At 38.5% G+C, this 13,685-nt stretch carries 14 protein-coding genes; 6 read left to right on the top strand and 8 right to left on the bottom strand.

From position 1 onward, the window contains the following. Nucleotides 1-25: 25 nt before the first annotated feature. Nucleotides 26-796, bottom strand: coding sequence for a (S)-acetoin forming diacetyl reductase (locus LKF16_RS09970; protein WP_291471036.1), 771 nt, complete (start codon nt 794-796; stop codon nt 26-28). 429 nt (nt 797-1,225) lie between these two features. Here LKF16_RS09970 and LKF16_RS09965 point away from each other — a divergent pair, with 429 nt between their 5' ends. The 3 genes from LKF16_RS09965 (at nt 1,226) to LKF16_RS09955 (ending at nt 3,338) form a co-directional block, all read left to right on the top strand. Beyond that, nucleotides 1,226-1,507, top strand: coding sequence for a hypothetical protein (locus tag LKF16_RS09965; protein WP_291471034.1), 282 nt, complete (start codon nt 1,226-1,228; stop codon nt 1,505-1,507). Between the two features lie 96 nt (nt 1,508-1,603). Then, the gene (locus tag LKF16_RS09960; protein ID WP_291471032.1) at nt 1,604-2,248 is read left to right on the top strand and encodes a TetR/AcrR family transcriptional regulator; all 645 of its coding nucleotides are present in this window, start codon (nt 1,604-1,606) and stop codon (nt 2,246-2,248) included. A 67-nt stretch (nt 2,249-2,315) separates the two neighbouring features. Next, nucleotides 2,316-3,338: a lipoate--protein ligase gene (locus tag LKF16_RS09955; RefSeq protein WP_291471030.1), complete on the top strand. Its 1,023-nt coding sequence runs from the start codon at nt 2,316-2,318 to the stop codon at nt 3,336-3,338. 51 nt (nt 3,339-3,389) lie between these two features. On the opposite strand, the gene LKF16_RS09950 is transcribed toward LKF16_RS09955, so the two are convergent. From LKF16_RS09950 to LKF16_RS09940, 3 genes are all read right to left on the bottom strand, one after another. Then, nucleotides 3,390-4,430: an oxidoreductase gene (locus LKF16_RS09950; protein WP_291471028.1), complete on the bottom strand. Its 1,041-nt coding sequence runs from the start codon at nt 4,428-4,430 to the stop codon at nt 3,390-3,392. 140 nt (nt 4,431-4,570) lie between these two features. Next, nucleotides 4,571-6,004 (bottom strand): prolyl oligopeptidase family serine peptidase, encoded by a 1,434-nt coding sequence (locus tag LKF16_RS09945; protein ID WP_291471026.1) that lies wholly within the window; start codon nt 6,002-6,004, stop codon nt 4,571-4,573. Between the two features lie 12 nt (nt 6,005-6,016). Then, a complete protein-coding gene (locus LKF16_RS09940) occupies nt 6,017-7,444 on the bottom strand; it encodes a prolyl oligopeptidase family serine peptidase (protein ID WP_291471024.1) in 1,428 nt (475 codons plus the stop codon). A gap of 167 nt (nt 7,445-7,611) precedes the next feature. Here LKF16_RS09940 and LKF16_RS09935 point away from each other — a divergent pair, with 167 nt between their 5' ends. Then, a complete protein-coding gene (locus LKF16_RS09935; protein ID WP_291471023.1) occupies nt 7,612-7,893 on the top strand; it encodes an iron-sulfur cluster repair di-iron protein, ric in 282 nt (93 codons plus the stop codon). Nucleotides 7,894-7,959: 66 nt separating this feature from the next. Here the strand turns inward: LKF16_RS09935 and LKF16_RS09930 are convergent, their stop codons facing one another. The 4 genes from LKF16_RS09930 to LKF16_RS09915 all read right to left on the bottom strand — a co-directional run bounded on the left by LKF16_RS09930 (nt 7,960) and on the right by LKF16_RS09915 (nt 11,216). After that, nucleotides 7,960-8,583 carry a phosphatase PAP2 family protein gene (locus LKF16_RS09930; protein WP_291471021.1) on the bottom strand — a complete coding sequence of 208 codons (624 nt, stop codon included), beginning with the start codon at nt 8,581-8,583 and terminating at the stop codon, nt 7,960-7,962. A gap of 385 nt (nt 8,584-8,968) precedes the next feature. Next, a complete protein-coding gene (locus LKF16_RS09925) occupies nt 8,969-9,646 on the bottom strand; it encodes a phosphatase PAP2 family protein (protein ID WP_291471019.1) in 678 nt (225 codons plus the stop codon). 157 nt (nt 9,647-9,803) lie between these two features. Next, on the bottom strand, nt 9,804-10,508 hold the full coding sequence (locus LKF16_RS09920; RefSeq protein ID WP_291471081.1) for a VIT1/CCC1 transporter family protein: 705 nt from the start codon (nt 10,506-10,508) through the stop codon (nt 9,804-9,806). A gap of 18 nt (nt 10,509-10,526) precedes the next feature. Continuing rightward, entirely contained in the window at nt 10,527-11,216 is a 690-nt protein-coding gene (locus LKF16_RS09915; protein ID WP_291471017.1) for a VIT1/CCC1 transporter family protein, read from the bottom strand. Nucleotides 11,217-11,466: 250 nt separating this feature from the next. On the opposite strand from LKF16_RS09915, the gene LKF16_RS09910 reads away from it, so the two are divergent. Then, entirely contained in the window at nt 11,467-11,931 is a 465-nt protein-coding gene (locus tag LKF16_RS09910; RefSeq protein ID WP_291471015.1) for a Fur family transcriptional regulator, read from the top strand. A gap of 711 nt (nt 11,932-12,642) precedes the next feature. Beyond that, nucleotides 12,643-13,665, top strand: a complete 1,023-nt coding sequence (locus LKF16_RS09905) for an LCP family protein (RefSeq protein WP_291471013.1) — start codon at nt 12,643-12,645, stop codon at nt 13,663-13,665. Nucleotides 13,666-13,685: the final 20 nt, after the last annotated feature.

Genomic DNA, 13,685 nt, shown 5'->3' with positions numbered 1-13,685 from the left:
AGCCCTTGTGTTTTTACGCTCTTTTTTAATTAAATACCATTCCTCCATCAATTAGTAATGCTTGGCCTGTCATGTAGTCTGAATCTGGTCCTGCTAGGTATGATACGCAGGCTGCTACGTCTGATGGTTCTGATAGTCTGCCTAAAGCGATGTCCTTGGTGTATTGTTGCATTCCCCATTCGTCATCCTTACCGTTGGCTTCTGCTACGTGATGAGCGATGTCCATCATCATTGGTGTCTTAACGATTCCTGGACAGTAGGCGTTGACGGTGATGTTGTCTTTTGCTAAGTCTCTGGCTGCTGTTTGCGTGATTCCTCTGATAGCAAATTTAGTACCACTGTATAGTGCTAAGTTTGGATTACCTACTTGGCCGGCTTGAGATGATGCATTGATGATCTTGCCACCGTGGCCTTTTTCGTGGAAGCATTTAATGGCTGCTTGAATTCCCCAGTAAACACTACCTACGTTAACTGAATATACTTTTTCAAATTGTTCTGGTGTAATTGTTTCAATTGGTGTGGTTGGTCCAAGACCAGCATTGTTGACGATCACGTTGAGATCTCCCAATTCATTGCAAGCTTTTTCAACGGCTGCAAAAACTTGATCTCGGTCTGATACATCAACCTTAACGGCAATTGCCTTGCCATCTTTATTGATCTCGTCGGCTGTTTGTTGAGCTCCTTCTAAATTAAAATCTGCAACTGCAATTGCAAAGCCATCCTTTGAAAGTCTCTCAGCAATAGCTTTCCCAATTCCTTGTGCAGCTCCGGTGATAAATGCAACTTTTTGTGTCATGATCAAATACCCCTTTTCAATTAATTTGAAACTGTTCACGCCTGTAATACGCACAAATACATACGAGTCAGATCATATAATGTCGAAACACGACTAGCATCGATATCAACCTCATATTTAGCTTCCAATTGCATGTGTTTACGCTTTCATTATATCAATTAAGGAAAAATTTTTAAATTAGATTTTCTCCATATTTGTGTAAACTTATTTTTAAGAAATTGATTCTCTCTAGCTTGAAATGCCGATATATCAACAATATCTGAAGACAATTTTTTCAAAATATCTAATTATCAATTCGAAATATACAAATATTTTGATAAATAATATTGACAATAATTCTATTGGTGTTATTCTGTAATTGCAGATGAGATAGTGAGTACTCACCCGCAGAATAATTCGGAAATTATTATAGAATAGAGGTTGATTATTATGTTCACAACAATGTTTTGGATTTTAGCAGTTTGGTTCGTAGTTAACGTCATCTGGATGTGGTTCGTAATGGACAACTCAAATCTAGAGAAGACATTTGCTTGGATCAACGTCGTAGCAATTATCGTTGGATTCTGGGTATACTTCGCTGCAACTAAAGTTGGTGGAATCGACACATGGTTCAATGCACTCAATTACATCAATATTATTGTAGCTGCTATCCAATTCTACATTGGCTACCACGGTGTTAACCATTCAAGTCATACTACTCACGAAGCATAATTCACCACTTTCATTTTTCCTACCTGGGGTTAAATAGCATAGGCTATTTAACCTTTTTGTTTTACACTAGTAGTAACGATAAGCGAGGTAAGGACCATGCACGATATTATTAGTATTTATGAAGACTCACCTGAGACACATGGATTAACTGAGAAACAATTAAAGATTTTTAGGTCGGCGATTCAACTTTTTGCTGAACGTGGCTATGCCAACACTAGCACCAAGGAAATCGCTGAAAACGCTGGCGTATCTGAAGGAAGCATTTTTAAAAAATTTAAGAATAAGGAAGACTTACTATTCTCGATCTTAAATCCGCTTTTGAGAAACATTCTGCCCCAAGTGGTCAATGAATTTTCTGAGGAAACGCTGAAGACTCGCTATGATAGCTTGCGTGATTTTATTGCGGCAGTCATCAACAATCGCAATGTTTTTGTCAAAGAGAACGTCAATGTTATCAAAATTTTCGTCGATGAATTTATTTACGATTTAAAGATCAGAGATCGGATGGTCAAGGCCATCCCCTATGATTACGTCAAAAATTTTAATGATATTTTGAATGATTTTAAGCAACGTAATTTGATTGTCGACTGGACTAACAGTGAGATCTTCCGCTTCATTTTTTCAGCCTTCTTTGGCTATGTGGCTGAGCACTTCTTGATCTTTCCTGATTTAAAATTCGATGAAAAATCCGAGATCGATCACACAATTGATTCCATCGTTAAGGGACTGCAACAAGAATAATAAATATTTTGTTTTAACAATGTAAAGGCATACAATAACCTTATGACATTTAAGAGGGAGTGTTTGTATGTTCTTTATTGATACATCTAGAAACGGTAAACCAGTTTATGACGCAATTGTTAACCAATCGTTGGACAACTATCTGGTCAACGACTTGAAGCTGCCTGGGCATGGATTAATCATGTATATCAACAATCCATCTGTGATTGTCGGCGTGCATCAAAACGCATATGCAGAAGTTAATTTCCCCTACTTGAAAAAGAATAATATTCAATTAGTTAGAAGAACTTCCGGTGGTGGTGCCGTTTATCATGATTTCGGAAACTTAGTTTTTGAAAACATCATTATTGATGACGATGACCACTTTGGCGACTATCAATACTTTGCTCAACCAATCGTTGATGCTTTGCATGATATGGGTGCAAAGGGCGTTGAAATGCGTGGTAGAAACGACATTGTCGTCGATGATAAAAAGTTTTCTGGCATGACTATGTTTAAAGTTGGTCATTCTTACGCCGCCGGTGGGACTTTGATGTTTGACCTCAGCATGGATACTGCCAGCGAAGTCCTAACTCCTGAACAGGATAAACTAGAATCAAAAGGTGTTAAGTCCGTCAACAAACGGATCACGAACATCAAGGATTATCTCGACGAACCCTTCAGAAGTATGTCAGCTGACGAATTTAAAGTTGAATTGCTGAAACGGATTTTTAAAGCTGATTCATTGGATGATATCGAGACATACAAGCTTAACGACCATGACTGGGAAGTCATCGATTCCAGACTCAAGGGCAAATATGATACTGACGCTTGGAACTATGGCGAAAATCCTGGTTTCACTAATTACGTCTCAAAACATTTTGATATCGGAACCGTGGCTTTTAACTTCTCACTAAAAGATACCAAGATCTCAAACGTCAAGATATACGGCGACTTCATAACAGGTGGAGACATCAGCTTAATTGAGAATGCCTTGCTTGGTGCTGACTTTGATGAACAAGGCTTAACTGACGCTTTATCAAAGGTTGACCTTAAAGCAAATCTCGGAAACATTGACACTAAACCATTAGTTGATCTATTACTTTCATAATCAGTATAAAAAGGGAAAACCACAATAAAATGGTTTTCCCTTTTTCGCATTCTAAATATTTTTCAGTCCACGATAATATGAATGATTATAGGAATAGTTTTCTAAATCGTGGTCGTGTAATTCTTTGGCAGCATATGCGACCCAGTTGGGATTGCGCATCAATCCTCTACCCTCGAGGATCAGATCAGCTTGGTCGTTTTGGAGAATATACTCTGATAATCCAGGATTATCTAATAATCCAACTGTTGAGACCGGAATATCAACAGCTTGTTTCATCTCGGTCGCAAAAAGAGTCTGATAACCATCATGAACTGGGAAATCAGGACTCACCGGGAATAGTCCGCCAGTTGATACGTCGATCAAATCGATGCCATCACGTTGCAACCATTGTCCAACTTGTTTCCATTCATCCAATGGATTTTGATTATCAATGTAATCAGTCAAAGAAAGTCTGATCCAAAGCGAACCGTTAAAATTAGCTTTGATGCTAGCAATAACTTCCTTAATGATACGATATCTTTTTTCAAGACTACCACCGTACTCATCGATATGCTGATTTACTTCTGGAGATAAAAATTGATCAAGCAAGTATCCGTGTGCTCCGTGAATATCTATCATGTCGATACCCGCCTCTTGGGCACGTTTAGCAGCTGCTCCAAATTCATCAACAATTTTAGAAATTTCTTGGGTAGTAAGACTGGCAGGAGTTCTCCAATCTTTATCATAGGCAATTGCACTCGGGGCAACCGGTCGTTCAGCATTTTCTGCTTTTCGACCAGCATGATTTAACTGCACGCCGATTTTTGAACCGATCTGATGTACGTCTGTAACTAACTCACTTAATTTTTCTTTTTGTTGATCATTCCACAAGCCTAAATCGTGTTCGGTGATACCGCCATCTGGATCAACTGCAGTTGATTCCATGATCAACAATCCAACTTGCCCCATCGCACGAGTAATATAGTGGGCAAAGTGAACTGGCGTCAACACGCCGTCTTTTTTCTGAACATCGAATAGGCACATCGGTGACATGACTACTCGATTTTTTAAGGATAATCCAGCAATATCAACTGGTGAGAGTAATTTTGACATAAGATTCCTCCAAAAAATAATTAATTATCATTATTTTAATTGTAAATCAGTTGCTGATTTTATGTGTGTGCTAGCCCTTACGCAAAAAAGCGAACGCTCAGACCTATATTAAAGGTTTGAAGGTTCGCTTTTTTAAAAAATTATTTCCAAGTTGTTGTCTTTGTCTTCGTGCTCAACCAACTCATCATCGTGGTATCTGCACCATTAGTTTGCGTCTGGGTTCCGTCAAATTCTGGAGCAGCGTAGTCATCTAATAAATTGACCCATGAATAGTGGCCTAAGTATTGATAAGGTTGGCCGTCGCTACCTTTGAACTGACCTGTTTGATCGTGAACGTCATCTAGATAAGTGAAGTGAACGTCCTTGGCTCCAGCAGCTAACAAACGTTTGTACGTTGGAACTGTTGTCTGTTGTGGATCGACAATGGGATCGTTTGCTGCATGGATGAACCAAAGTGATGAATCCTTGATGTTGTCGATCTGCTTGTCGGTAATATTTTTGTCCATATAAGCTTCGCTACTAATATAAGCAGCTGAGAACTTGCTTGGATCTTTGACCATCATGCGTAAGGCCATGTAGCCACCGTTTGAACATCCCCCGATATAAATACGACTGCGGTCGATGTTTGGATGACTAGTTAAGTAACTTTGAATCAAAGCTGTCAACGAATCCTCATAGCGTGAACGTTGAATCTGTCCATCATAAGTGGAAGTGTCAATCAATTGATCGCCCATGCCTTCAGAACCGAAGGCTCCTTGATTAGCATAGCTATTGATTCTAGTATCCAGCCAAAATGTTCTAGTTTGAGGAACTAACACGTCAGCACCATTTTGGAAGTGACTTTGGATCTTGTTTTGCGAAAGAGCAACGACTTTGTTTCCTTCCAATGAAATTGGATTAGGATCAGAGCCACCCTCGCCTTGACCGTGCAACCAGATGATCAAAGCATGTTTGTTGTTAGTTGGTGCTTGGTAGTATGTATATTGCAAAGTTTGGCTACCAAAATGTTTGTCATTGTAATTAAATGAGTAGTTCTTTGAAAAATCCTTGGTTTCTGGATATGAAACATCGGTTGATTTTGGAGTTGGTGCAAAATTAGAAATCTTTTTATTTGTTGAAGAATAAAGTGGATTTTGTTGCGTAATTTGGAACTGTACTTTGGTTTGAGTATTCAATTTAGTTGCACCATTGTCATAATGGAATGGATCTGAAATCGTCAGATCCGGTGCAACTTTAAGATCGAGAGTTAAATAATTGCTGCTGTTTGATTTAACAGTTTTTCCTTGAGCATCTGAAAGATAAGCTTTAGTAACTTCACGTGGCGTACTTTCAATATATGGATTACTACTATTAACAGTAAATGTTTGATCGTTTAGGTCCTTTGATTTAACTGCCTGATCAGTATTGATAACGACTTGATCGATTGCAGGTCCCCAATCATAGGAATGCGCGATCATTTGATAATTTGAATTTTGAACGCCAGCTTGAACTGTATTTGAATTGATTACGAATTGCAGTCCGAGAAGCGTACTAAAAAATAGCAATAAGACTAAAAATATTTTTTTGAGCTTCACTAGTTTTTCCCCCTACTTCCAATTTGTGGCTTTCTTCTGGGTCGCAAGCCAACTAAAGACCGTCATATCAGAGCCATCGGAATTTTTCGACTGCGTACCGTCGTATTCGGTTGCTGGATAATCGTCTAAAACGTTTAACCATGAAAAATGATCATTGTATTGATGCGGTTGACCGGTGTCTGGATCATTAAATTGACCAGTCTTATCGTAAACGCCATTCAACAAAGTAAAGTGGACATTCTTATAGCCGGCGTCTACTAGTCTTTGATAAGTTGGAATCGCATTTTGCTGAGGGTCGATAACTTGGTCACCTTTAGACTGAGTGAACCAAATCGGCGTATCCTTGATATTTTGAATGTCTTGATCCCTGATATTTTTATCCAAATATGCTTCGCAAATCGGGAACACAGCTGAATATTTATCAGGATCTTTGACCAACATTCTCAAAGCAAGATACCCCCCATTTGAACATCCCCCGATATAGATCCGGTCGCGGTCAACGTTTGGATGACCTGTCAAATAACTTTGGATCAATGAATCTAGTGCGTCTTCATATTTAGAACGCTGAGTTAAGGCATCAGCTGATGTCGTGTCTTTTTGACCAAGTCCGCCAATGTCATCACGATTAGAGTAGTCAGTCTTTCTAGTATCCATCCAATAAGTTTTGGCCTGTGGAACTAGAATATCGAATCCACCGTCAAAATATTTCTGGAATTTATTCGTTGCTAGATCAACCAAATTAGTACCGTATAATCCAACTTGATTGTTGTCGTAGCCACCTTCGCCAGCACCATGCAGCCAAATGACTAACGCATGCTTTTGATTATTCTTTGGCGAATAAGTCGTATAATTCATCGAAACTGTCCCAAAGTGCTTATCCTGATAAGTAAAGGCTTTTTCAGGTTCAAAGACCTTGGCCTGCGGAGCTTTAACATCGGTATCAGTTTGAACTGGATCGATATTTTCCAAAGTCTGGCCACTTTGCGTATGCAAAGCCGTTTTCTGCTTGATCTGGTATTGCATTTTCACAGGAATGCTTAAGCCAGAATCAGCTCGATACGACAGTGCCCTGGCGACGTCGATCGTCGGTCCGACGGTCATATCCAAAGTGATGTATCGACTAGACGTCGAATCGACCGCTTTTCCATTCACATCCGATAAAAAGGCCTTGGTAACTTCTCGTGGCGTCGGCTTGATGTACGTATTACTATTAGTAACGTCAAACGTTTCTGGATTTAAGCCCTGAGCAGTGACCGGCTGATCTAATCTGATGACCACTTGATCAACCGCTGGTCCCCAATCATAGGCATGCTCGATCATCAAATAATCCGCTTGTTGCAAAGCTGCCTGAGCATTCTGAGTAGTGGCAACAAAGCTTCCACCACAGATGGCCACTATTATCATTGCAAGTAATCCCCACAATTTTTTAAAAAAGCGCATTTCCTCATCTCCCCAAATGAAATCGTTTACTTACAAACACAGTTTACTACTGAAAAAATTATTTTTTAATATTTCTCTGATTTATTTTCATTTCTTGACGAAGATCAAGTAATCGTTTTCTCAATTTACTTATACTGTGGTTATAAATTAGAAGCGAGGTTAAACTTATGTCACAAATCAAAGATTATCTAGAAGAGAACAAAGACCAACTTGATGTTTTTACCACGGCAATCACTAGAGCTCACGGTAAAAATCATCCCGAGGTTTTTGAAGTGAAGGATATCTATGACGATATCAACCAAAAGATCGAAAATGGCAACGAAGACCTATCTGGCGATTTCGACAAACTTACTAAGATCACTAATAATTACGCAATTCCTAACGATGTCTGCCCTACTTTTGAGGCAACTTACCACATGCTTGAAAAAATGAATCAAATCGTAGCTTAACCATTAAATTAAATAGACTTAGACACGAAAAGACCCAGAAATCAAAATGATTTCTGAGTCTTATTTTTATTCTGAATCCTTATTCAGCTTCATCCGATACAAAACTCGATAAGCTTGATCGTAAAATTTTAAATACAAGATCTGGGCAAATCCCCACCAGCTACTTGCTAAAAGTAAGCTTCCAACTATGTCTGATGGGTAATGTGCTCGTAGATAAATTCTGGATGTAGCGATAACAAAGAGCCAGATCCAAAGTAAACAATTAACGATAAAACGATTTTGATAATTTTTGATTCGTGGCGTAACTATGTAGATCAAGAATAGTACTAATAAGGTCGTTCCAAAGACATGTCCACTGGGAAAGCTATAACCGCTATCTCCGCCGATGATATCGCTAGGACGTGGTCTTTGAATAAATTCTTTGACGAAAAATGCAATTGCATCCCCGCCCAAGATGGTAAAGGCAATCCATAGAGCGGTGACTCGCTCTTTTTTAATGATAAAGTAAATTACCAATCCTGCACTGATGATTAATGTGGCCGCCGGACTGCCAAAGAACGCGACTGTTTCAAAAATCTTTGCTAATACTGAATCAGCTGGAATCGTGGTAAATTTTTGGATCAATGTATCAAGGCTTAATAACCAGTCTGCTGGAAGTTTTACCGCAAACGCTAGAAAAACAAATATCATAAACAGGCTAAAAGATATTACGCCTCGATTTTCCTTCTCATGAAAAATCATTTTTTTACATTACCAACCTTTGCATAAATTCTGATTGAATAATATTTAAATAGAAAATCATCTATCCATTTTCTATAAACACAATAATATGCAATTTCCATTCAATTAATCTCTCATATTGTGAAATTAATTTTGGTAATAAATGCAAAAAGAACGTAAAGAACCCCAGGTTGATGTCAGAGCATAAGATTGAGCGATACGACGACCCTGTTTTGCCCCAGAATGTTGGGTTCGCTTATGCAGTGACTCTCAATTTTTTTCGCGTTTCCACTATAAAAAGATAAAACCAAATAATATCAGCTCTCGTAACTAATGGTAAAAAAAAAGAAAGCCTTTATTCCTGGCTTTCTTCGGGGATCTCTTGATCTTTTAAAACTTTGTTAGCTGCCGCATAAAATCTGAAATACAGCATTGTCGATAGTTGCCACCAACTGGCAGCTAATAGCAAACTGCCTAACACGTCTGATGGATAATGCGAACGTAGATATACTCTTGATATTACGATAATGATCAGCCAGACCCACATGAATACTTGGATCCAAAATCTACTGGAAGCTTCAGCCACACGAGGAACGCAGATCACGATTACGAACAATACTAAGATTGTCGTTCCAAAAACATGACCGCTAGGAAAACTATATCCGTGAGCTGCACCGATAATATCACTAGGACGAGGTCGTTTGACTAGCTGTTTGAAGGCAAATGCCACCGCATCGCCACCTAAGATCGTAAATGCAATCCACAATGACGTGATACGTTGTTTTTGAAAAATGAAATAAACGATCATGATAGTGCTGATGATCAATACCACCGCGGGACTGCCAATAAATGTTACTGCTTGAAAAATTTTTGCAGTGGCTGAATCTGGTTGAATCGTAGTAATATTTTGAATCATTTTATCAATATCAAACAGCCAACTAGCTTTGAGTGCGACCGCCAATAACAATAGGAAAAAGATCAAAAAGTTACTAAAACTAACTATGCCTCGATTTTCTTTTCGCTGAAATATCACATTTTCACTTCCACAACTTACTTGATTAAATGAAACTTAAGTATAGGTTTTAAAAAATAAATTGTAAATATGATAATGATATTATTTTGAAATAAAAAAAGGCGATTCCCGCCGGAATCGTCCTATATGTCAGACAAGTTTAATTTTTTTAAGAGAATTATTTTAATAAAATACCTACAGAATAGTGAATGATCATCGTTATAATACCAACAATAATATTTCTGATAATGGCGGTTTTGACTTCACCATCACCTAATTTAGCACTTAGAAAGCCAGTCAATCCAACTGAAGCAATAACAGCTAAGATTGTTCCAGGCCATTGCATGCCGACTGGCAACAAGGTCATAGCAGCAAGTGGGAAAATACCACCTGAAGCTGCGGCAACTAGTGATGAAAAAGCGGCGTTCCAAGGACTCATATAGTGTCCTAGTTCCAAGTCATATTTGACTCTGACAACTGTACCCAAAGCATCCTTTTTCATTAAATCTTTTGCAATGTTATAGGATGTTGCTTTGGTAACTCCACGGTTGATATAGAAGTTAGCTACTGCATCAATCTCACTTTCAAAATCAGTCTTCAATAACTCACGTTCTTTTTCAACGACAGCTTTTTCAGTATCCTTTTGCGAACTAACTGAAGCATATTCACCTGATGCCATTGAAAAGGCACAAGCTAATAGGTCAGATAGACCAGCAATAAAAATTGTAAAATGGTTCGTTGTTGCAACAGCAACAGAGAACAAGACACCAACAACGGTCAAAATACCGTCATTTGATCCTAAGACACCAGCACGAAGGGTGTTAGAACGTTCAGCCATTGTCTGCTTTTGTTTCTTTGGCTTTTGAATACTCATAGATTTCATCAACGTTTATCCCTCCTATTAGTGTGCAAATAACAATCCAATTCCGTATGTTACGACCATGGTCAATAGACCAGAGACGACGTTTCTAATGACAGCCTTCAATTTATTAGCATTACCCAAGGCTGCAGCTGTATATCCTGTGACAACTAAAGCGATAACGACCGCAATCACAGTCGAGATCAATTTAATATTTTCAGGGAACAATGTAATGGAAAGAAGTGGCAAAAGCGATCCAGTTGGAAATGAGATCATTGATGCTAAAGCAGCTGCAATAGCACTAGTCTTTTCTTTCGGATTGAAGCCATATCTTTCTCTGACAGCAGTATCGATTGCATCCCCTGCCATCATTTCGTTAGTAGCTTTAACTGCCAACTCTTCGGTAATACCAGTAGCTTGATACTTGTTCTTGATAAATTCGAACTCTTCATCATAATTCTTATCAAGTTTAGCTGACTCTTTGGCAATCGCCATTCGTTCAGTATCTCTTTGAGTGGAAACAGAGACCCACTCACCCATCGCCATTGAAATCGTACCGGCTAGCATACCGGCGATCCCAGCTAGGAAGATGGCGTAATTACTATTTGTCGCTCCCGCAACACCGATAACAATACCGGCAACTGAAACGATACCGTCGTTAGCGCCCATGACACTGGCACGCATGACATTGATTTTTTCAGCTAAACTTCTATTTTTCTTAGCTTTTTGCATAATCTTCGCTCCTTTTTGCGGACTACTAAAATGTTTAATCGCTAGATTGGAATCATTCTTGCTTGCTAACGAGTACATAATAACCCTATAAATTATAAAAGTAAACTATAAGTCATCGGTTTTAAAAAGATTTTATCTATCAAAAATCAATTTATTGTACTCAATTCTATCTAGGAAGTATAATTACCTTGTAATGATTATCAGAAAGATGTTTTAATATAAGTTGAAATATTAGAAAGGAAGTACTCTTATGGCTACGAAGAATGTTGCAGATGAAACTTTAAAAGTTTTAAAAGATAACAAATTGCGAGTAACACCACAGCGCCATGTGATCTTATCTTATTTGGCCAGTCACCATAATCACCCATCAGTAGACACGATTCATGCTGCCTTAAGTAAAGATCTTCCCAATTTAGGTGCATCAACCATTTACAACACGTTAAATACGTTTGTAGAAAGAGGATTAGTCGTAGAATTGCAAAACGGAGACGGAAGTACGCATTACGACTATTTCGGTTCCCCACACTACCACGCAATCTGTACAAACTGCGGTAAAATCGTTGACGTAACATATGAGGGATTTGGTAAGGACGAAAAAGCATTTGAAAAGCGCACCGCCGATCTATCAGGCTATATGATTTCAGGCAACCACATGGAAGTTTATGGCTTATGCCCAGAATGTCAGATCAAATTAGGAATCAAACGAGCAGATTAATAAAATGATTCATAAGAATCATTGCGATAACAATAAATCAAAAATGGTCAACAACAATATCGTTGTCGACCATTTTTTGTTACCAAATTCAAATATATTTAAGTAAATGAGAGAAGTAGTCTAATGTTTGAATTTAGATTTAAAAGCATGGAAGGCGAAGAGTGCCTGCTGATGCTCTTCTAGATATTTTGTTTTATAAACAGGAAAGGCAAAGCCTTACCGCTGATGATCTATAACTAGAGTTACATAATAAAAAAATCGCATTCCTTCTTCAAAAGATATGAGAGGTTTTAAACCAGAATTTTGGCAATCTACTAACTTAAAGAAATTTACTAACCCAAAGTAGATAGACAATTTTCAAGTATAAAGTAAACACAGCAAGCATACCCTTTTTCATAAAGCAGAGAGATTTTGAACTAACTATGTTTAGGCGGAGGATGGAAATTGCGTGGGGACCAAATGCTGAAATCATCCTTAGCAATTTATTGCTTAGGATGAGGCCAAGCTTTAAGACAAGCCGTCACGCAGTGACACTTGGCTTAAAGTTGTGCCCAGCATGTCACGGATCCCCAGAAGCAATTTCCATCCGGAGCCGGCCCTCATACCACCAAAATAAAATCCTTACCCCCATGAAAGTGTATTCAATTTGTAAAACACCAATTAATTCTTTTATAATGGGTTGATACCACATGAAATAACCTGGAGTTTAATATGAAAATCTTAAAACGAGTTCTAATCGTCCTATTAGTTTTACTGGTAATCCTAGCCGGCGGCGGCTTCGCTTTTTACAAAGCCAACACCAACGCCCTAAAGTCGATCCACAATACGCAAACCAGCGTATCCGACCGCATCGACAACGCAAAACCCTTCTCCATTCTATTATTAGGAGCAGATACCGGAACCGATGGCCGAATCGACCGCGGTAATTCCGATACCATCATGGTCATCACCGTAAATCCCAAAACTAAAAAAGCATTAATGTACTCAATCCCACGTGACACCTTAGCCGAAATGGTTGGTAAAAAGCCAAAGAGTGTTGAAAAAATCAACGCTGCTTATGCCATTGGCTCAAACAAAATGGCCAAAGCATCAGTCAGTGCATTATTAAACGTTCCAATCCACTACACCGTTACTATCAATATGAAAGCTCTTGAAAAAACCGTTGATTTCGTTGATGGCGTAACGATTAAATCACCAATGAAAGTTAGTTACGATGGCATTACCGTTCCCAAAGGAACTCATCATTTAAATGGTAAAGAAGCCCTAACTTATGCCAGAATGAGATACGGAGATCCTCGTGGAGACTACGGACGTCAATTAAGACAACAACAAGTTCTACAAGCTGTCATTTCTAAGTTGAAACAACCTAAGTATCTTTCTAAGATGCCAAAATTGATCAGTACTGTTGGTCCTGAAGTGATCACAGATATGACTGATAAACAAATGAACTCGTTGCCATTCAAATACTATTCAGTTGGAAACAACTTTGAATCTAAACAGATCAAGGAACAAACAGCTTGGATCAACGGCAGTTCTTACCAAGTTGCCTCAACTGCAGAATTACAAAAGGCATCAGATACCTTGAGAAAATCATTGGATCTGCCAACAAGCACAGTTAATAACACTGAAACAAAATTGAATAAATATAATAAGAAGTTTTTCTCAGATCCTGACGATACTGACTATGATGATCGTGGTCTCGATACTACTTATTACACTAATAATACCTATTAAAAAAGCGAAGCCTCGGCTTC

Source organism: Companilactobacillus sp. (assembly GCF_022484265.1).
Classification (GTDB): domain Bacteria; phylum Bacillota; class Bacilli; order Lactobacillales; family Lactobacillaceae; genus Companilactobacillus.
This window is presented reverse-complemented; position numbering and strand designations above follow the sequence as displayed.